General features: G+C 61.6%; 16 protein-coding genes and 1 pseudogene. 12 read left to right on the top strand and 5 right to left on the bottom strand.

The features are described 5' to 3' along the window. Window positions 1–114 precede the first annotated feature (114 nt). Together istA and istB are read left to right on the top strand one after the other, a co-directional pair. Window positions 115–1,684: pseudogene (gene istA, locus UP09_RS22565) on the top strand (IS21 family transposase). Further along, window positions 1,614–2,477, top strand: coding sequence for an IS21-like element helper ATPase IstB (istB, locus tag UP09_RS22560; RefSeq protein ID WP_044536175.1), 864 nt, complete (start codon window positions 1,614–1,616; stop codon window positions 2,475–2,477). Before istA ends, istB begins: the two are co-directional and overlap by 71 nt. On the opposite strand, the gene UP09_RS37085 is transcribed toward istB, so the two are convergent. Both UP09_RS37085 and UP09_RS22550 read right to left on the bottom strand, forming a co-directional pair. Beyond that, complete coding sequence (locus UP09_RS37085) at window positions 2,404–2,796, bottom strand: RraA family protein (protein WP_082070240.1); 393 nt, start codon at window positions 2,794–2,796, stop codon at window positions 2,404–2,406. The two genes, istB and UP09_RS37085, sit on opposite strands and share 74 nt — an antisense overlap. Before the next feature lie 11 nt (window positions 2,797–2,807). Beyond that, window positions 2,808–3,992 carry a mandelate racemase/muconate lactonizing enzyme family protein gene (locus tag UP09_RS22550; RefSeq protein WP_156164724.1) on the bottom strand — a complete coding sequence of 395 codons (1,185 nt, stop codon included), beginning with the start codon at window positions 3,990–3,992 and terminating at the stop codon, window positions 2,808–2,810. Here UP09_RS22550 and UP09_RS22545 point away from each other — a divergent pair. Then, window positions 3,958–5,241, top strand: a complete 1,284-nt coding sequence (locus UP09_RS22545; RefSeq protein WP_197082721.1) for a citrate/2-methylcitrate synthase — start codon at window positions 3,958–3,960, stop codon at window positions 5,239–5,241. The two genes, UP09_RS22550 and UP09_RS22545, sit on opposite strands and share 35 nt — an antisense overlap. Here UP09_RS22545 and UP09_RS22540 read toward each other — a convergent pair. The 3 genes from UP09_RS22540 to UP09_RS22530 form a co-directional block, all read right to left on the bottom strand. Further along, window positions 5,238–6,776, bottom strand: coding sequence for an amidase (locus tag UP09_RS22540; protein ID WP_082070239.1), 1,539 nt, complete (start codon window positions 6,774–6,776; stop codon window positions 5,238–5,240). The two genes, UP09_RS22545 and UP09_RS22540, sit on opposite strands and share 4 nt — an antisense overlap. Continuing rightward, window positions 6,773–8,089: an MFS transporter gene (locus UP09_RS22535; RefSeq protein ID WP_044540451.1), complete on the bottom strand. Its 1,317-nt coding sequence runs from the start codon at window positions 8,087–8,089 to the stop codon at window positions 6,773–6,775. The genes UP09_RS22540 and UP09_RS22535 overlap by 4 nt, the downstream gene beginning before the upstream one ends. A gap of 478 nt (window positions 8,090–8,567) precedes the next feature. Next, window positions 8,568–9,383, bottom strand: a complete 816-nt coding sequence (locus UP09_RS22530; RefSeq protein ID WP_052833178.1) for an FCD domain-containing protein — start codon at window positions 9,381–9,383, stop codon at window positions 8,568–8,570. 176 nt (window positions 9,384–9,559) lie between these two features. Between UP09_RS22530 and UP09_RS22525 the strand changes: the two genes are divergently transcribed. The 9 genes from UP09_RS22525 to UP09_RS22485 all read left to right on the top strand — a co-directional run bounded on the left by UP09_RS22525 (window position 9,560) and on the right by UP09_RS22485 (window position 20,333). Further along, window positions 9,560–11,338, top strand: a complete 1,779-nt coding sequence (locus UP09_RS22525; protein ID WP_245302132.1) for a CocE/NonD family hydrolase — start codon at window positions 9,560–9,562, stop codon at window positions 11,336–11,338. A gap of 22 nt (window positions 11,339–11,360) precedes the next feature. Continuing rightward, window positions 11,361–12,689, top strand: a complete 1,329-nt coding sequence (hisD, locus tag UP09_RS22520) for a histidinol dehydrogenase (RefSeq protein ID WP_044540450.1) — start codon at window positions 11,361–11,363, stop codon at window positions 12,687–12,689. A gap of 103 nt (window positions 12,690–12,792) precedes the next feature. Beyond that, entirely contained in the window at window positions 12,793–14,214 is a 1,422-nt protein-coding gene (locus tag UP09_RS22515) for an MFS transporter (protein WP_082070238.1), read from the top strand. After that, the gene (locus UP09_RS22510) at window positions 14,211–14,993 is read left to right on the top strand and encodes an SDR family NAD(P)-dependent oxidoreductase (protein WP_245302130.1); all 783 of its coding nucleotides are present in this window, start codon (window positions 14,211–14,213) and stop codon (window positions 14,991–14,993) included. Before UP09_RS22515 ends, UP09_RS22510 begins: the two co-directional genes overlap by 4 nt. A gap of 22 nt (window positions 14,994–15,015) precedes the next feature. After that, the gene (locus UP09_RS22505; RefSeq protein WP_044540448.1) at window positions 15,016–15,972 is read left to right on the top strand and encodes a cyclase family protein; all 957 of its coding nucleotides are present in this window, start codon (window positions 15,016–15,018) and stop codon (window positions 15,970–15,972) included. A gap of 80 nt (window positions 15,973–16,052) precedes the next feature. Beyond that, a complete protein-coding gene (locus UP09_RS22500; RefSeq protein WP_044540447.1) occupies window positions 16,053–16,472 on the top strand; it encodes a hypothetical protein in 420 nt (139 codons plus the stop codon). Between the two features lie 224 nt (window positions 16,473–16,696). Beyond that, window positions 16,697–17,155, top strand: a complete 459-nt coding sequence (locus UP09_RS22495; RefSeq protein WP_502689071.1) for a (2Fe-2S)-binding protein — start codon at window positions 16,697–16,699, stop codon at window positions 17,153–17,155. Beyond that, window positions 17,071–18,135, top strand: a complete 1,065-nt coding sequence (locus tag UP09_RS22490) for an FAD binding domain-containing protein (protein ID WP_349643924.1) — start codon at window positions 17,071–17,073, stop codon at window positions 18,133–18,135. The genes UP09_RS22495 and UP09_RS22490 overlap by 85 nt, the downstream gene beginning before the upstream one ends. Before the next feature lie 41 nt (window positions 18,136–18,176). Continuing rightward, window positions 18,177–20,333 (top strand): xanthine dehydrogenase family protein molybdopterin-binding subunit, encoded by a 2,157-nt coding sequence (locus UP09_RS22485; RefSeq protein WP_197082720.1) that lies wholly within the window; start codon window positions 18,177–18,179, stop codon window positions 20,331–20,333. Window positions 20,334–20,504 lie beyond the last annotated feature (171 nt).

Below are 20,504 nucleotides of genomic sequence, written 5' to 3'. Positions count from 1 at the left end.
TGTCATTCGGCCTGCAATATTGACCCCCTAAGCCGGGGGATCGGCGTCCAAAATTGACCCCCTACAGGTTGGTCTGTTGCGCTGCCTGCTTTGTAATGAAGCAGGTGGTCGGGGATGCTGGTCGTGGAGACAATTGCCCGGATACGGCGCGAACACTTCATCAAGGGCAAGACGATCAAGGAGATCGCCCGGGACCTGAAGGTGTCGCGGAACACGGTCCGGAAGGTGCTGAGGTCGGGAGAGACCTCATTCGAGTACGAGCGTGTTGTCCAACCGCGGCCGAAGCTGGGACGATGGGCAGCGGAGCTCGACGGATTGCTTGCGGGGAACGCAGCTAAGGCTGCTCGCGAACAGTTGACGTTGATCCGGATCTTCGAAGAGCTGCGCGGGCGCGGCTATGATGGCGGTTACGATACCGTTCGGCGTTACGCCAGGCGGTGGAGCCAAGAGCGTGGGCAATCGACGGCTGCAGCCTATGTCCCGCTGAGCTTTGCGCCTGGGGAAGCCTATCAGTTCGACTGGAGCCACGAGGTCGTCCTGCTCAATGGCGTAACGGTGATCGTGAAGGCCGCCCATGTCCGGCTCTGTCACAGCCGGATGCTGTTTGTGCGGTGCTATCCGCGCGAGACACAGGAGATGGTGTTCGACGCCCACGACCGGGCATTTGCTCTGTTCAAGGGCACCTGCGGACGCGGCATCTACGACAACATGAAGACGGCGGTGGAGACCATCTTCGTCGGCAAAGGGCGTCTCTACAATCGCCGCTTCATGCAGATGTGCAGCCACTACCTGGTCGATCCGGTTGCCTGCACGCCAGCGTCGGGCTGGGAGAAGGGTCAGGTCGAGAACCAGGTCGGACTTGTCCGGGAGCGCTTCTTCACGCCACGGCTGCGGTTCAAAACCCTCAACGAGTTGAACGCGTGGCTGTTGGACAAGTGCATCGCCTACGCCAAAGCGCACCGGCATCCGGAACTGATCGAACAGACGGTCTGGGAGGTGTTCGAAGCTGAGCGACCGAAGCTCGTTCCCTATGCCGGCCGGTTCGACGGATTCCACGCGGTGCCGGCGTCGGTCTCGAAGACCTGTCTGGTGCGTTTCGACAACAACAAATACTCGGTCACGGCCAGCGCTGTCGGGCGGCCTGTCGAGGTTCACGCCTACGCCGACCGCATTGTGATCCGCCAGGACGGGCGCATCGTTGCCGAGCATGCTCGCTCGTTCGGCCGCGGCGATACCGTCTACGATCCCTGGCATTACGTGCCGGTGCTGGCTCGCAAACCCGGTGCCTTGCGCAACGGCGCTCCCTTCAAGGACTGGGTACTGCCGGCCGCGATCGAACGTGTACGGCGCAAGCTCGCCAGCGCCGACGATGGCAATCGGCAGATGGTCGACATCCTCAACGCAGTTCTGACCGACGGCTTGCCGGCCGTCGAAGCCGCCTGCGCCGAGGCGATCACTCACGGCGTTCATTCCGCCGATGTCGTGCTCAACATCCTGGCCCGCCAGCGTGATCCTGCGCCACCGGCCAACATCCTCACCCCGGCTGCGCTGACATTGCGCCATGCCCCGATCGCCGACTGTGCCCGTTACGACAACCTCAGGAGAACCATCTGATGGAACGTACTCAACTGTTCGACCTCATGAGCGAGCTCAAGCTCTACGGCATGAAGGCCGCCTTCGATGAGATCATGGCGACCGCTGTCAAACGCCAGCACGAACCTCAACGCATTGTCGGCGACCTGCTCAACGCCGAGATCAACGAGAAGCAGGCGCGCTCGATCAAGTACCAGCTCACCATCGCCAAACTGCCGCTGGCCAAGGACCTTGAGGACTTCCAGTTCGAGGGCACTCCTATCAACCAGACGCTGGTCAATGATCTCGCCGGCGGCGGCTTCATCGCCCAGCAACGTAACGCCGTCCTGGTCGGCGGTACCGGCACCGGCAAAACACATATGGCCATCGCCATCGCCAGAAGCTGCATCCGATCTGGTGCCCGCGGCCGCTTCTACAACGTAGTCGACCTCGTCAATCGCCTGGAGATCGAGACCCGCAATGGACGGCAGGGTCGCATCGCCGAGCATCTGACCCGGATGGACTTCATTGTCCTCGACGAACTCGGCTACCTTCCGTTTGCTCAATCCGGCGGCCAGCTACTGTTCCATCTCGTCAGCCGGCTCTACGAGCGCACGTCGATCGTCGTCACCACCAACCTATCCTTCGGGGAATGGCCCAGCGTATTTGGCGACGCAAAGATGACCACCGCGCTGCTCGATCGTCTGACTCACCATTGCGATATCGTCGAGACCGGCAACGACAGTTGGCGCTTCAAGAGCCGCGACGACGATCACGCAACCCGCGCTCGCACCGTCTCCGCAACCCCGACCAGCTCCGACGGCGCGAGCGCTACCGCCAAAACCCGTCGCCCAAAGGGGTCAAAATTGGACGCCGATGCGGGGTCAAATTTGAACGCCGATTGACACCAATCAGCGCCTGCGTGGTATCGCCCGCATCGTCGACCACGATGATGTCACCGGGGTCGGCCATCAACATTGCTTTGTGAAGCATGAGATTGTCGCCTGGGCGAACCCGTACCGTCAGCGCTGGCCCGCAGAGTGCCTGGCTCAGATCGCCGTGATAGGGTTTCAGACCGATCGCGCCGACATGTCGCCCGAGGCAATCACCGAGGACAGGCACGGGAATAGGCCGAAACGCCTCGACGATGTCGTGGTTCAATCCTTGGCGCGGATTGATGACATAGCCTGTCGGCCAGACCGGCTCTACTGAGTTACTGTTCATTGCGAGGCCTCTTATCCGAAGCTCGGGTCGGCTGCGTTGAAGGGTATAGGCCGCAGCGGGTGCAACTCCACCACCGATAGGTCGACGGCAGCGCCCAGGCCGGGCGCTTTCGAACATTCGAAGCGGCCGCCGGACAACGTCGGGGCCGGAGAAGCCATGCAACCGTCAAATAGTGGGGATTCATCGAACTGCTGCTCGACAGCTGCAGTGAGACCAACGGCCGTACATACGTGCACGGTGTGGGCGTGCGCGACTGGGCCGGAGGGATTGTGCGGAGAGATGGTAACGCCGCTGCGCGCCGCCTGATCGCAAATCGCAACGAACTCCCGGTGGCCGCCGCAATATTTGATGTCGGGCATGACGACGTCGTAGAGGCCCGCTTCGATCAGGGGCGCGAAGCCCGCCGTCCCGACGGCACTCTCGCCTCCTGCAAGAGCCATATCTTTCGCATTCGCTCTCTCGCGGAGCCGGCCGATGGCTTCGTGCCACATGGCCGATTCCGGAACGGGGCACTCGATCCATGTCAGTTTGAACGCCGCGACTTCGTTGATGAAGTCAATCGCGGCGGTTTCATCAAGCCGCCAGTGACAGTCAACCATGAGATCTGTCGTGCGTGGGAGCGCATCTCGAACGGCCGCGATCCTTTCGACGGCTCGCGCAAATTCCTGCCGTCCTTCGACCGTACGAACCGTATGAGGCAGGACCCGATCAAACGGCATGATCTTGATGCCACCAAAGCCAGCTGCTGCCGCAGCCTTCGTCGCTTCAGCAAAGCCACCAGGCGTCCGCTCGCGGATGCTCCGGTTGACAGTGGCGTAGGCCTTCAAAGCGTGAGGTGGGCGGTCCGAGAGTAGTCGATGTAACGGAACTCCGGCAGCCTGCGCTTCGAGGTCAAAGAGGCATTGGTCAATCCCGCTCAGGACCGCGTTTCCGGCACGACCACTGGGGAGCGATGGCAACGCATGGCGCAGCCTACCCAGCTCGTCCCCCGTCTTGCCGATGAGATGACCTCGTAGCTGATCCAGAACCGCTAGCATAATCCCTTCGTGGGAACGAAGCGTCACCTCGCCCCAACCGGACAGGTTTTGATCAGACGATATGCGCATGAAGGTCCAGTTTGACGCGTTCGTTGCCGCAATCGAGTGCAATTCGACGTCTTTAATGCGGATTTCCGACTTCGGCTTTGCGTTCGTCACGGGAACTCCTAGGGTATTCAAATCGATTGACACGCCGTATGCTCCTTTGATGGCGACTGGCAGTAAGGTACCGATCAGTTCAGATCATCCAGCTCCGGCACAACTCGTCGACGCGAAGAAAGCGGCCGAGATGCTGGGCATTTCGATCGCGTCGCTTTACTCCTATGTCAGCCGAGGAAAGCTGGGCCGCACCGAGGATCCGGACACCGGCACGAGCCTCTTTGGCGTCCAAGAAATTCAAGCGTTCATCTCGCGCCGCGACCGGGGGAAACGGCCGGACCGGGTTGCGATCGCATCCCTGGATTTTGGTCTTCCCGTACTCGAAAGCGGCATTTCGACCGTTGAGGATGGACGTCTGCTCTTTCACGGACACGACGCTGCAGAGCTTGCCTCGCAGGTGGATCTGGAGACCGTCGCCGCCTTGTTGTGGGGACTTCCAACTGCAAGGCTCGAAACAGGTGTGCTCGCGGAGATCCCGTCCGGCCCGTTCAGGACGGGGTTTTGCGGATGGCTTGTGCAGGAGGCGGCCGCGCACCCCTCTCGTGCATTCTGGCCCAACTCCGACGTGCTGCATCACGCGTCGCATATTTTTCAGACTGCGGCCGCGATCGGAACGGGTTCGCCCGACGGCCGTGTCGCGGTGCATGAGCGGCTGGCAGCGCGCTACGGTGTTGGTCAAGGCGACGTCGATCTGATTAAGGCGGCTCTTGTCCTGCACGCCGACCACGAGCTCAACACTTCGACCTTCGCCGTGCGTTGCGTGGCGTCGACCTGTGCTAATCCGTATGCCGCCGTTCTGGCCGGCGTCTGCGCCACGATGGGAAGCCGTCATGCCGACTTTCGGGCGGCGTTGGACATCATCGAGCGTTACGCAGTGACCGGCCACTACCAACCACCTCAAGCCGGAGCGGTAATGACCGGCTTTGGACACCAGCTCTACCCGCAGGGCGACCCACGGGCCCGCACCCTTCTCGACGGGCTCGGCAGCCGGCCGCATCTTGCGGCGAGGATGGCGGTGGTGGACGACTTGATCGCACAGGTCGTCAAGGAGACGGGAAAGCTTCCGAAGAACGATTTCGCGATGGCCGCGATGGTTCACGTCCTTGCCTTGCCCGTAGAGCTCGCGGAGATCATTTTTACGACCTCGCGCCTCGTCGGATGGATGGCTCATGTCCTCGAGCAATATGCGCTTCCCGCGCTTATCCGCCCGAGGGCGCGTTATAGGCTGGTTGTCGAGCATGGCGATTAGAGTCCTGGAGCCCTGTTGGCCTTAAGGATCTGTTCGAGTCCCGCAGCCAATGAAATCAACGATGCGTCCTGGAATGGCATACCCATGAGATCAATGCCGACGGGGACGCCGATCGGTGCGGCCGCGTCGGGGGGCGTGAAGCCTGCGGGCAAGTCCACGGCGGGGAAGCCAAGCGCCGAGGCGAAGATTCCGTTGCGTTCCGGCCGCGGCGCTTCCGTCAGCTTGAGCGACGCCCGCTTTTGCATCGGGTAGGCGAGGGCGTCGAGACGGTCCTGCCGCATCAAGTCCAGTGTCTTGCGGCGGAAGGACAGGATGTTGGACATGAGTTCGAAATACTTGTCGCTATCGAGCGGCGCCTTCCATTTCGTGGCATTCGAAAGAAAGCTCTCCATCGTTGCGGGATATTTCCCGGGCGCGACATAATCGTGCAACGTTTTGATAGGCGAGTCCGGCAGGCTTGCGAGATAGCGTTCGAAGAGGGGCTTGAACTCGTAGTTGGAGACGTTGAGGCTCGCATAACTCTTTTCCGAATCGAAGACCTGATCTTCGATCACGACGATCTCGATTCCGGCCGCCTTCGCTTTGGCGATGGCAGCGTCGAACACGGCATTGACCGCCTGATGTTCGGGCCCGCGGCCCATCAGGTTGCGAAGGACGCCGATCCGCTTTCCAACAAGGTTCGCTTTTTCTGGATGCGAGATGATCGGGCTGGCAAGCCCCTCGACCGCGCTCGTTGCCGGATCGACGGGATCCCGGCCGACCAGGATCGACAGAAGCGTAGAGGCATCGGCGACGGTCCGTCCAAAACCGCCGACGACGTCCATGGTGGTCGACAAGGGAATGACGCCCGCGCGGCTCACCAGCCCGTGCGTCGGACGAATGCCCACGACGCCAGCCGAGTTGGCTGCATTCCGAAGCGAGTTCACTGTCTCGGTCCCGATTGCAAGCGTCGCCATGCCTGTCGCGACCGCGACGGCGGATCCGCCGCTGGAGCCGGCCGCGAACCTTGATTGGTCGTAGGGATTAAGCGTCTGTCCGCCAAGCGAGCTGATCGTGCTGCCTGCCACGGCAAGCTCGTCGAGATTGGTTTTGCCAACGATCAGGGCGCCTGCTGCTCGCAATTTATCAACCGCCGCGGCGTCTTCGCTCGGTGTCATCTTCGCCAGCAGAACTGAACCACCGGTCGTCGGCAAATCCTTCGTGTTGAAATTGTCCTTGATCGCCACTGGAATGCAGTGGAGGGGACGAAGGGATCCGCGCTGCCGTTCTTCCTCGAGCGCTCTTGCCTGTTCTTCGAGCTTCGGATTGACGGTGATAAAGGCCTTCAGGCCTGGGTTCACAGCCGCAATCCGTGCGTTCACATGTTGCGCGATCTCGGTACAGGTCAGGCGACCAGCAACCTGCTCTGCGAGAAGTTCACTGACGCTGGCCGAGTTTAAGTCCATGGGTTGTCCTAAGGCTGGCGCGATGCCGAGAGAGACGAAAACGATCGCCGCGTACGGAATCTTCCGGGAATGGGATCGATCGATCATCATGCGTTTTTCATGTTGGGCAAGGGGATTGCTTGGGATACCGGAACGACATGCTCCTTTCGTCCAGAAACGATCCCCGGCAGGAGCGACATGAGGACGGCCCCAAGGCAGAGAAAGCCAGAGAGGATGTAGACGCCGGTCTCGAAGCCGCCGGCATAGGTCGATGCGAATCCGATGATCGCAGGGCCGAAGAAGCCCCCAAGATTGCCGATCCCATTGATGATGCCGCGAGCGCCGCCCACCGTATCTTTTCCGAAGATCACCTTCGGCAGCGTCCAGAATAGGCTAATGGTCGGTTTCAAGAATAGCCCGCTTGCCGATAACAGGCAGAATGACAACCATCCACGGTCGGACAATGCTGCAGCCGCGGAGAAACACAGCGCGAATCCCAACATCGTAACGACGATGTATCTTCGCCGGTTCTGAGACTTGTCCGACAGCGTGCCGAAGACGTAGAGTCCTACGAAGGACAGGACGAACGGCGTGACCGTCAGAACGCCGACGATGCCGATTCCCTGTTTCGTGACCGCCTTCATGATGCTCGGTAGCCAGACGACATAGCCACCATTGGCGATGTGATAGCAGAGATAAGCGGCGCTCAGGATCCACAGGTTGCGATCACGTATGAGTCCCAGGATATTGATACGGGCGGTGGGCCGATCGCCCGCCTGTTGCTCGTCCTTCGCGAATTCAGTCTTGAGATAGTCCCGTTCTGCTGACGAAAGCCATCGCGCGGAAGCCGGTGTTTCGCTCATCAAGGGAATCCAGATCATCGCGAAGGCGAGCGACATCAAGCCCTCGACGACGAAGAGCGCCCGCCAGTCATAGACAGACAGGATGTAACCGGCGAGCGGTCCCGAAATCAGCGAAGCGATGGCAGTATTGGTAATGAAGAGGGCGCTGGCGCGGCCAGATTCCCGTGCAGGAAACCAGTTCCCGAGAATGGTATAGATCGCTGGGAAGACTCCTCCTTCCGCGAGGCCGACCAGGAATCTGACGGCCATAAGTTCAGGACCCGTGCGGACGAATGCTGTGCTGATCGTCAGAACGCTCCAGATGACGAGCGCCACGGCGATGAAGATCTTTGCGTAGCCCCGCTCCGCCAGGTGGCCGCCGGGAAATTGAAAGACCAAATAGCCCCAGAAAAAGACGCCGGCCGCAATTCCCCCGTAGTTTGCGCTGACCCCGAGATCAGGCGCGAGGCCGCCCGCGATCGCATAGCCGATGTTGTAGCGGTCCATGTAGGAGATGCAGTTCAGCACGATCAGGATCGGGACGATCCGATACCATCGCCCGTTGGGGACTCCATTCGCCACTCGGCTCCTCCAGCGATTTTTGTAACCTTCTTGTCAAATAACCGTAGGCCGTTCGATAAGGCTCGCAATCTTGATTCGAACAATCGAGTCTCGCCCGATGGCAAGGTTCGGTGGATCGCCATCGCAAAAGGCGATTTCAGGCGAGAGAACCAAGCAGGACTTCAGTTTGCGTGGCTTGGTCGCCCAGCTTCGGACTGTTCATCACGTTTCCATGACCAACACGTTCGGCACTGGGTTGAAAAGACCGGGAGGTGCTTGACGTCTCGTTCGAGCGGATGGGAGATCATTTATCGAGCAACTTGATTGTTCGAATCAAGATTGCCGGCCTCACCGAATGACTTACCGTTCGCCGATAAGAATGGTGCCAAACCGCGCGAGGGAATCCCGTGCCGAACGGAATGGGCGATTTAGCTGAGCGAGGACACGCGAAGCTCTATCCCGCGGCGCGCACCTTTGCACCCAGGATTCGCGAAGCTGTTCAGGAGCCCGTTTCCGGAGTAACGAGCGCACCGCGCTTGGCTCTTGGCGCTTGCGCGGCTGTCGGGAGTGGTCGCGAAAGAGCGCCTTGGCCAGCGGCAATCTCTGCGGTGAGTCTGTCCATTTGTTCGTCGACACTGTCGGCCGTTTCAGGATCGTTGCTCATAAGATTGCGGGTCGTTTCGAGAAGGTGTGCTTCCGCGAGAGTTGCCGCTTCGCTGGCGTTGCGACGCAAGACCGCGTCGACAATCGCCCTGTGTTCACCGTCAACGTCCCGCGTCCCGCGCTCATAGAAGGCCGATAGCCGGCGATAGCGATCGACGTTCTCATAGAGATGGGCTCGGTAGTCCAACAGACGTGGCGCCCTGCAAGCCGCGACAAGCGATCGGTGAAACAGTCGATGATTCTCCTCCCACTTCTCATCGAAAAAGCGCGCATCGCTTTGGCCGCGATCATTGATCCCGAGCCGATGGGCGGATGCGACGATCTCAGCTTCCCAGTCGCGGTCGCCGTGCGCGATCGCCGCGCGCAGCGCCGTGGTCTCCACCCAGACCATCGTCTTCATCAGATCCATGAGGTCGGTCGCGGAAACCTGGGCGACGCGGAATCCCCGCTGTCCTTCGGCCGTGACCAATCCCAGCGTGGTCAGCCGCGAGAGCGCCTCGCGCAAAGGACTAATCCCGGTCTCGTACCGCTCCTGAAGCGCGACCATGCCGAGACGATCGCCGGGTTTGAGCACACCTCTGACGATTTCCTGACGAATGGCGTTCGCCAATGTCTCGGCTTGGGTCTTCTGGTTGTCCATCAACTTGCGCATTGCTCACCCTTACGCCAGCGGCTTCGATTCCCAAAGTTGATAATAATTTCCAAATTATATAGTTTTACCCAAATAAATGTTGACGCCCCAAATTTTTGGCTCATGATGCTGCGGAAATCGCCCGCAAGAGGCCGATCTCGTCCCGGCCAGCCCGCGTCGCATTGGAGGAAATTCCTATGAACCAGCAGATCATCGCCACGCCCGAACTCGCCGGCCCGATCCGCAGCGAAACCCGCGACGGCATGCGCATCGACTGGGATGTGCCGCTTCCGATGGACGATGGCCTGGCGCTTCGCGCCGACGTGTACCGGCCCATCGCCGAGGAGCGCTATCCGGTGATCATGAGCTACGGCCCCTATGCCAAGCTGCTTCACTTCGAGGACGGCTACGTCACCGCCTGGCGAAAGATGGTCGATGAGTTTCCCGATGTGCTCGCCAACAGCAGCAACCGCTACCAAGCTTGGGAGGTCGTCGATCCCGAAAAATGGGTGCCGCACGGTTATGTGGTCGTGCGCGTCGACAGCCGTGGCGCGGGCCGTTCACCGGGCGTGATGGATCCTCGCGCCTCTCGCGAGACCAGGGATTACGCGGCCTGCATTGAGTGGGGCGGGGTGCAGCCGTGGTCGAACGGCAAGGTCGGACTGAACGGCATCTCGTATTATGCGATCAACCAATGGCAAGTCGCCGGGCTTCAGCCGAAACATCTGGCGGCCATCTGCCTGTGGGAGGGGATGACCGACCACTACCGCGATTACATCTATCACGGCGGCATCTACTGCACCTTCGCCCAGAACTGGTACGACATGCAGTTGAAAGTCGTGCAGCATGGGCTCGGCACGCGCGGCCACAAGAGCCGGCTCAATGGTGAGCTGGTTTCGGGCCCGCCCACGCTGACGGACGAGGAACTCGGCGCCAATCGCATCGACATGTGGCGCGAACTGTTCGAACATCCGCTCGACGACGACTACCACCGCGAGCGGTCGGCTGACCTGTCGAAGGTCAAGGTGCCGTTGCTTTCCGCGGGTAATTGGGGAGGCCAGGGCCTCCATCCGCGCGGCAACTTCGAGGGTTTCGTCAACGCCGCCTCAGAGCAGAAGTGGCTCGAGGTGCACGGCATCGAGCACTGGACCCACTTCTACACGGACTATGGCGTCGAATTGCAACGCCGGTTCTTCGACTATTTTCTGAAGGGCGAAGATAACGGCTGGGACAAGCAGCCCAAAGTGCAGTTGCAGGTTCGCAGCCCCGGCGAGAAGTTCGTCCAACGTTTCGAGGAGGCGTGGCCGATTCCGCGCACGCAGTGGACGAAATTCCACCTGCAAAGCGAAGCCTATGGCCTCGCGCAAGCAGAACCGGGCGGCTCAATCGACATCGCTTTCCGGGCTCTCGGCGACGGCGTCACGTTCCTGACCGATCCGATGGAATCGGAGACGGAGATCACAGGGCCGATCGCAGCGCGGCTTCAGGTGTCTTCAAGCACGACAGACGCTGATCTGTTCCTGGTCGTGCGGCTCTTCGCGCCAGACATGAAGGAAATCGCGTTCCGGGGCGCGCTCGATCCGCATACACCGATCGCACAAGGATGGCTTCGCGCCTCTCACCGGAAGCTCGATCCGGCCAAGAGCCTGCCCTATCGGCCGTACCATCCTCATAATGAGGTGCAGCCCCTCGAACCCGGCAAGACCTACGAACTCGATATCGAGCTTTGGCCGACCTGCATCGTCGTCCCCAAGGGCTACCGCGTCGGTTTGAGCGTGCGCGGTCGTGACTACGTCTACTCCGGTGGCAGCGGCGGCCGGCTCTCCAACATGAAGAACGAGTTCACCGGCTGCGGCCCCTTCCTGCACGACGATCCGCGCGACCGCACGATGGATCGCTTCAACGGAGAGACGCGCATCCATATCGGCGGAGGTGGCGAAAACTACCTCCTCTTGCCGATCATCCCGGTCAAGTGATTTCCGAAGCAGGAGACGGATCATGGCTCAACATTTGAAGCGCGGACGCGACGCGGCCTTGCGCGCGGAAGACGACGCGAAGGTACGTACGACGGTCGAAGGCATCCTGTCGGACATCGCGACCAAAGGCGATGCGGCCGTGCGCGAGCTCTCGATAAAGTTCGACAAGTGGGACCGCAAGGACTACCGCCTGACCAAAAAGGAGATCGGTGACTGCCTCTCCGAGATGTCCCAGCGCGATCTCGACGATATCCGCTTCGCGCAGGAGCAGGTCCGCAACTTCGCGCAGATTCAACGCGACAGCATGAAGGACGTGGAGGTGGAGACGTTGCCCGGCGTCGTGCTGGGTCACAAAAACATCCCCATCAACGCCGTCGGATGTTACGTACCCGGAGGCAAGTATCCGCTCCTCGCTTCGGCGCACATGTCGGTCCTCACGGCCAAGGTCGCCGGTGTCGCTCGGGTCATTACCTGTGCGCCCCCATTTCACGGCAAACCGGCGCCGGCCATCGTCGCCGCGCAACATCTAGCTGGAGCTGACGAGATCTACTGTCTGGGCGGCATCCAGGCCGTCGGGGCGATGGCGATCGGCACCGAGACCATCGCGTCGGTAAACATGCTGGTCGGGCCGGGGAACGCGTTCGTGGCGGATGCCAAGCGCCAACTGTTTGGTCGCGTCGGCATCGACCTCTTCGCCGGGCCGACCGAAACCCTAGTGATCGCGGACGAGAGCGTGGACGGCGAGATTTGCGCCACGGATCTGCTCGGCCAGGCGGAACATGGCCCCAACTCGCCGGCAATCCTGCTGACGAATTCGGCAGCACTGGCGCGCGACACGATGGCCGAGATCGAACGAATCCTTCAGATCCTGCCGACCGCCGAAATTGCCCGCAAGTCCTGGGAAGACTACGGCGAAGTCATCGTCGCCGACAGCTACGACGAGATGGTGAAGATCGCGGACGAAATCTCCTCCGAGCACGTCCAGGTCATGACGAAGGATCCCAACTACTTCCTCGACAACATGACCAACTACGGCGCGCTGTTTCTTGGGCCGCGCACCAACGTTGCGTTCGGCGACAAGGTGATCGGGACCAATCATACGCTGCCGACCATGAAGGCCGCAAACTACACCGGCGGGCTTTGGGTCGGGAAGTTCCTCAAGACCTGCACGTACCAACGGGTCACCACCGATGCTGCCTCGGCGATGATCGGCGAATATTGCAGCCGACTATGCGCTCTCGAAGGATTTGTCGGGCACGGCGAGCAGGCGAACATTCGTGTGCGCCGTTACGGCGGACGGAACGTGCCCTACGGCAAGGCGGTCGAACCGCGATCCGCCACTTCCGGATAACGAAACGCGCGGAGCGGCAGGCTCCGCATGACAGGCAATAGAAAAGAAAAAGGTTGTTGCGCCCAGGCGCGAATGCCGCGAGGCGCCTGAAGGGAGTTGTACGATGAACGCCCCTACGATGTTGAAATTCTATGACGAGGTCGGACCGTCATCGCGATACTGGGCCAGTTTCGCGACGTTGTGTGCAGGCTGGTCTCTCGACTTCTTCGATTTCTACATCGTCGGCTTCCTTGTCGCCTCACTCGGCCCCGGTTGGCATCTGACCTACCTTGAATCCTCGATCATGCTCTTGAGTGGCGGCCTGGGTTCGATCTTCGGCTCGCTGTTGTTTGGTGCCTTGGGCGACAAGATCGGCCGCAAGCCGGTATTGATCGCGGCGACGATTACTTGCGCGCTGGGCGCGGGAGCGCTCGCCTTCGTGCCCGATGGTAGCTGGCCGATCTTCTCGGTGCTGCGCGTGGTGGTGGGCGCCGGACTGGGCGGCATCGGGGCGCTTCAACTCGTTATGATCGTCGAGATCACGCCGACGCCGATGCGCTTGAAGCTGCTCGGCTGGCCGATCATGCTGCCGTCCGTCGGTACGCTGCTGGCCGCGCTGACCAGCGCCAGCTTGATGCATGTTTTGGGTTGGCGCGGGGTGGCCGCCTTTGGTCTTCTGCCATTGCTGCTGTGCGTACCGTTTGCGCTCTTGATGCCAGAGTCTCCGCGGTGGCTGCTTGCTCGGGGTCGGACGGACGCCGCGCGACGGTCGATTGCCATCCTCGCCGGCCGCGACCTGTCGGACGTTCCTGCCGACGTGGACGTCAGTGTCCGGCAGCCCTCCGCGTCGCTGGCAGAGCTTTATGTTCGTCCAGGCCGCTTTTGGTTCACGTTCTTGATCTGGCTGACGATCAGCACGGCCGGTTATGGGGTCTATCTGTGGGGACCAACCATCACCTCCATGCTCCTCAAGATCGACGTCGCAGCCGCCGCAAAGTACTTCGTGTGGATATCGCTCGCAGGCCTTCTCGGCCGCGCCATGTTCTCCTATCTGCCGGCAAGGATCGGGCGGGTGTGGTCTGGCCGCATTCTCGGCTTCGGCATCGCCGTCTTTCTGAGCTGCGCGGCACTCTTCCATGACGTTTTCGTGCAGGGCGTCCCCGTCTTCGTCTTGGCTCTCGCAGCAGGCGCCATCTTTTACGACGGAGGCTTCTGCACCCTCAGCCCGTACATGGCCGAGATTTTCCCGACGCGCTTAGCTGCGCGCGGCTCGGGGTTTGCCCAAGGAGCGAATGGGTTAGGCAAAATTCTTGGGCCCCTTTGCCTCGCCTTGATCGCCGGTTCCAACAATCTGGTCTCCGCCAAAGCAACGGAGGCGGCCATTCTGCCGGCATTCCTGCTTCTCGCTGGATGCGGTCTGGTCTTGTGCGTGTGCTTCTTCTTCGCGCCGGAAACGAAAGACGTGGTGCTCTCCCTTGACGACGACAATGCCGTGCCCGCCGCTCCGAATTCATCTCTCTATGGTTCAAAGGTGGCCGCGCTGTGAGCACCGCCCCACAAGTCGTGCTCCCGGCTCCGCCGTCGTTCCGGCTCGATGGGCGACGCGCGCTCGTCACCGGAGCGGGCCGGGGGATTGGCCTAGCCGCGGCCGCCGCCTTGGCGCATGCCGGCGCGCACGTCCTCTTGTGCGCCCGTACCACCGACGAGATCGAGGCCGCGGCCGCTGCGATCCGCGCGGCACGCGGTACCGCGGAAGCGTTGACGCTGGACGTCACCGATCCGGACGCCGTCGCCAAGGTGCTCGCCGAACGGCCGCCAGTCGACATTCTCGTCAATAATGCGGGCACCAATCGGCCCGATTTCTTCACCGACGTGTCGATCTCGGATTTCGACACTGTGATGGCCCTCAATGTTCGTGCCACCTATTTCGTCGCGCAGAGCGTCGCCCGCGGCCTGATCAATGCGGGTCGCCGCGGATCGATCATCAACATGTCGTCCCAGATGGGCCACGTCGGTGGTGCGCGTCGCTCGCTTTATTGCGCCAGCAAATGGGCGATGGAGGGATTTACGAAGGCGATGGCCATCGATCTCGCTCCGCACGGGATCCGGGTGAACACACTGTGCCCCACCTATATCGAGACGCCGCTGACCGAGCCCTTCTTCCGCGACGCCACCTTCCGACAGTCGGTGCTCGACAAAATCAAGCTTGGACGCATCGGACAGGTCGATGACCTCACGGGCGCTATCGTCTTTCTCGCCAGCGATGCCTCATCCCTCATGACCGGAAGTTCGATGCTGATCGACGGCGGTTGGACTGCCGAATAAGCCTTAGTGAAAGGACCGCACCATGAAGACCGGACTTACGCGCCAGGACATCCTCGATGCAGCTAAAAAAATCTCCAATTGGGGCCGGTGGGACGATGACGACCAGATCGGCACGCTGAACAACGTCACGTCGGCCGACATCGTCGGCGCGGCGGGCCTGGTTCGCAAAGGCAAGGTCTTTTCTCTGGGGCTTTCGCTCAAGGAGCCGATTCAGTCTGGCCTGTTCGGCGGGCGGTGGAATCCGATCCACACCATGCTGGCGACCGGCACCGACGCTGCGGCGGGGACTCAGGACGAGCCCTTTCCCTATCTCCGCTATGCCGACGATGCGATCAACATGCCCTGCCAGGCATCGACCCAATGGGACGCGCTCTGCCACGTTTTTCTCGACGACAAAATGTACAACGGGTACGAGGCGCGGCTCGTCGATGTGAAGGGCGCGAAGAAGCTCGGCATCGAGCATGTTCGCGACAAGATGGTCGGGCGAGGCGTGCTGCTCGACGTCGCGCGCTTCAAGGGCGTGCCTTCGCTCGACGACGGCTATGCTGTCACTTGCGCCGACCTCGACAGCTGCGCCGCGGCACAGGGTGTCGAAATCCGCAAGGGCGATTTCGTGATCTTGCGCACAGGGCATCAGGAACGATGCATCGCTGCCGGCGACTGGACGGGCTATGCCGGCGGGCCAGCCCCTGGCTTTGCTTTCGAAACCTGCTTCTGGCTGAAGAACAAGGACATCGCGGCGATCTGCAGCGATACCTGGGGCTGCGAAGTCAGACCCAATGAAACCAGTGAGGCGAACCAGCCCTGGCACTGGGTGGTGATCCCTTCGATCGGCATCTCGATGGGCGAGATTTTCTATCTGAAAGAACTCGCTGAGGATTGCGCCGCCGATCGCGTCTATGAGTTCTTCTTCTCGGCTCCCCCGCTTCACCTTCCTGGTGGTGCCGGTTCTCCGATCAATCCTCAGGCCATCAAGTAACGACTTTGGATAGGCCGAGGGAGCTTGCCCCTGAGGCTCGTTCTGCAATGCATCGCTGGTCGACTCGAAAGGAGAAATGAATGAGACGGACATTGGCATGCATTGCGATTGCCGCTGCCATCGCCACCTGCGTGATCCGGACGGCCTGGGCTCAGGGCGTTTCGGCGCCACTGGCCGGCAGTGCGACGGCCATGCCGGAAAATGCGGTTCTTTTGACCGTTTTCCTTCGACACGATCAATCACGGCCGCTCTCGGAATTGAACGCTCAACTCGCCAAGCAGGGATTCTACAAGCAATTCCCGCCGCCCGGCGTCGAAGTGGTCAGTTGGGACGTCGTCATGGGTGTCGGCCAGATCGTCATCTTGCGATTTCCAGCGAACCGGATCCGCGAAGTCAACCGGGTGCTCGAGGATACCGCGTGGGGGCCGTACCGCACCGAATTCTATCCCACCTATGACTACAAATCCGTGGGCATCGCTGAACATGAAAAGGCGCAATAGAAATCCGCCAGGTCTGGCATTGGCGGAAGACGACGCAGCTCGAACCGTTGCGAAGTGATCCGACCCAAACACCATAGGAAAGCAAGATGTCTAAGCACCAACCAACGATCTCGCGCCGCGATCTCATGCGGAACAGCGCCATAGCTGCGGCCGGGGCGGCCGTTGTTCCGGTGGACTCGGCCGGCGCGGCCGGATCCACCTCGAAGCAGTTCGAGGCACTTGCCATGGTGCATGTCGAAATTAACGGGGTGGACCATCAGCTTGAGTTGCCACCTCGTGTCACGCTGCTCGACATGCTGCGGGAGCGGCTGCAACTCACCGGAACCAAGAAGGGCTGCAACCGCGGCGAATGCGGAGCCTGCACTGTGCTGCTGGACGGCCGGCGCGTCAACGCCTGCCTCGTGCTGGCGGTGGCGGCGGCCGGCCGCAAGGTCACGACAATCGAAGGATTGTCTGACGGACCGCGCCTCCATCCGGTCCAACAGGCTTTCATCGATCACGACGCGTTCCAGTGCGGATTCTGTACCTGCGGGCAGATCATGTCGGCGGTGGGCTGCATCGCCGAGGGCCACACCGGCTCGAACGCGGAAATCCGCGAATGGATGAGCGGCAACATCTGCCGTTGCTCCGCCTATCCTCAGATCGCCGCTGCTGTGGAAGCCGCTGCCAGGGAGAAAGCGTGATGCGCGATTTTAGCTATGCGCAGGCGACCTCGCGCGCTGACGCGATTGCGCTTGCCGCTCTGCCGGACACGATGGTGCTGGCCGGTGGGACCGAACTGCTCAACTGGACGCGGATCGGCATCGTCGAGCCGGCGCGGATCGTCGATATCACCCGCATTCCCGGCATGGAGGGTGTCAAAGCCTTACCGAATGGCGGCGTCCGCATCGGCGCGTTGACGAAGCTGAATGACGCCGCCCAGCACCCACTCATCCGCGCCTCCTATCCGGTCCTTTCGGAAGCCATCCTCAAATCCGCGTCGGCGCAGATCCGCAATCTGGCCACGGTCGGCGGCAATCCGCTGCAGCGCGTCCGCTGTCCTTATTTCCGCGCCGACGAGCCGACGCCTTGCAACAAGCGCGCTCCGGGCTCGGGCTGTGGTGCGCTACACGGCTTCAACGAGAAACACGCGATTTTCGGATGGACCAAGGATTGCGTTGCGGTCCACCCGGCCGATCCACCAGTCGCGCTTGCTGTGTTGGACGCCGACTTTATCACGGAAGATAAGAACGGCGGGCGGAGGCTCGCGGCTCGCAAATTCAATGTGTTGCCGGGTGAGGATCCGACGGCGCACAGCGTCCTGCACCACGGCGAGCTGATCGTCGGAATCGAAATCGGTCGACCGGCGCCGAAATCCGCCTATCTCAAGATACGAGAACGGGAAAGCTACGAATACGCCACCGTTTCGGCGGCCGTCGCCCTGGATCTCGAAGGTGACGTGATCCGGCGGGCACGCATCGCGCTCGGCTCAGTGGCCATGCAGCCGTGGCGCCTCGAAGAGACGGAGCGACGTCTCGCCGGTCAGAAACTCGGATCTCCTGCTATTGAGGCGGCCGTCGACGCGGGCTTCGCCGATGCGCGGCCGCTCTCCTCCAACACCTACAAGATCAAGCTGGCGCGCAACGCCGCGCTGCGCACGATCGAACTCGCAGCGAGGGCATGATGGGTAACTTGGGACAACCGATCGCGCGTGCCGACGGCTTCGTGAAGGTCACAGGCACCGCGCGCTATGCCGGCGATCAGAATCAGGTCGGACAGCTCTATGCCGTTTTGGTGGCATCTACCGTTCCAGCCGGGCGCGTCAGCGCGATCGACACACGGGCGGCGCTTGCCATTCCGGGCGTAACCCGTGTTCTGGTCGCCGCCGACATGCCGCGGATTCATGCCGATCTCGACAAGATCACGGTGCCGCCGCTCGCCACCCGCTTCATACCGATGCAGAGCGACACTATCGTCCATGAGGGGCAGCCAGTTGCGATCGTCGTAAGCGAGAGCCTCGAAGCAGCGGAGGCCGCAGCCACGATCGTGAGGGTTAGCTATGAGCGCGCCGCATTCATCGTGCCCGAGACGGCTGCCGTCGTGTCGGCCGACCCGAAGAAGGGCAGCTATTCGATGTCGAATGCGCTCGAGTTCAACAAGGGTGACGCGCCGGCAGCCATAGCTGCAGCCCCCGTCAAGGCTGGCGCGGCTTACACGCAGCCCTCCCGACACGCCAACCCGATGGAGCCTTCCGCCACTATCGCAGCCTGGAAAGGAGATCATCTCACTGTTTACGACGCCGTTCAGCATCTGCCGGCGGTACAGAATGTCATGGCCGCCGTATTTGGTCTGCCGGCGACATCGGTCCGCGTTGTCTCTCCGCATACCGGTGGTGGCTTCGGCGCCAAAGCGTTTGTCTGGCCGCATGAAATCCTGGCGGCGATGGCCGCGAAGGTCGTGCGTCGACCGGTGAAGCTCGTGCTCTCGCGGCAGCAAATGTACGGCATGGTGGGACCGCAGCCCCAGATGGTGCATGACGTGCGTTTGGGCGCCGGCGCCGACGGCAAGCTGCTCGGTGTCAGCCACGCCGCCACCAACATCACCGGCGTCACGGAGGATTATGTCGAGTTCGGCGCAGTTCCCGGACGTACTTTCTATGCCTGCGACAACATTGCCACCAGCCAACGCATCCGCCGTGGCAACATTACTTTGCCCACTTTCATGCGCTCCCCTTGGGACGGCCCAGGTTCTTGGGCGCTCGGTTCAGCCATGGACGAACTGGCGCGCACGTTGAACATGGATCCGCTCGACTTGCGTCTCATCAACTACGCCGAGACTGATCCGGAAAGCGGCAAGCCCTGGTCATCCAAGAAACTGCGGGAGGCATATGAAGAAGGTGCTCGTCGCTTCGGTTGGCGGACGCGGGTTAAGGGTGGCACGCGGGACGGCCATTGGCGAATTGGCTGCGGGATGGCCGATTGCAGCCAAGGTCAGGCGCGTTTCCATTCGACCGCACGCGTCTGCCTGAAAGCGGACGGCACAGCGCGGATCGAGTCAAGCTTCTGCGACATCGGCACCGGTCCTGCGACCATCTTCCCGCAAATAGCCGCAGAGGTTCTCGGGCTCGACCCGAAGCAGATCTTAGCGGTCGCGGGTGACTCCGATCTGCCCTATTCGGGTCCGACCTACGGTTCAGGAACCACCATCAGCACGGGCGCAGCCGTCCAGCACGCGGCCCTTGGGGTGCGCGCCAAGCTCGCGCGGCTCACAGGCTGGCCGGCCGAGGACGTCACCATGCGGGATGCCCGGATCATGCGTGGCAACGAAGCCCGCACCATTCGGGAAGTACTCGGCGAGGCCGGCGTATCGGAGCTCACATCCGACGGCGCTTTCGATCTTCCGGGCGGCGCATTCGTCGATATGGGCTCGTCGGCGTTTCCGGCTCGCACCTTCGGTGCGATCTTCGTCGAGGTCGGCGTCGATCAGGAGCTCGGTCTGTTGCGGTTGCGCCGGGCAACCGGCGTCTACAGCGCCGGACGGATTATCAACCCAAGGACAGCGCGCTCCCAGATGATCGGCGGCATTGTGTGGGGCTGGGGCATGGCGGCCATGGAGGCGAGCCACTTCGAGCCTACACTCGGTCGCTGGCTCGCGAAGGATCTGGCGGGCGTTGCACTCCCGGTCAACGCCGACATCCCGCCTGACATCGATGTGGGATTCGTCGATGAATTTGACGCCAACTCGGGCCCGCTCGGCGCCAAGGGCATCGGTGAACTCGGTGCGACGGGCGTGGCAGCCGCGGTCGGCAATGCCGTTTACGACGCGATCGGCCTCCGTATCCGCGATCTTCCGATCACACCGGAGAAAATCCTGGCGGCCTAGACAGAAGAAGCTTGGCTCGATGGCAAAACTGCCTTCGGCCTCGCATCTATCGAGGCGTCGGCTGTCGTCGCAACGGCGATCAGGCTTCCGTTTACCCGGTTCCTGATCTTGTCGGCGGCGGGGTCTCCCTCAATTCGGCGTCGGAACCGGAAGAGTAACAACGAACAGGAC

This window comes from Bradyrhizobium sp. LTSP885 (genome assembly GCF_000938305.1).
GTDB lineage: Bacteria > Pseudomonadota > Alphaproteobacteria > Rhizobiales > Xanthobacteraceae > Bradyrhizobium.
The sequence above is the reverse complement of the archived record's forward strand: the minus strand, read 5'-3'. Positions and strand labels throughout refer to the sequence as shown.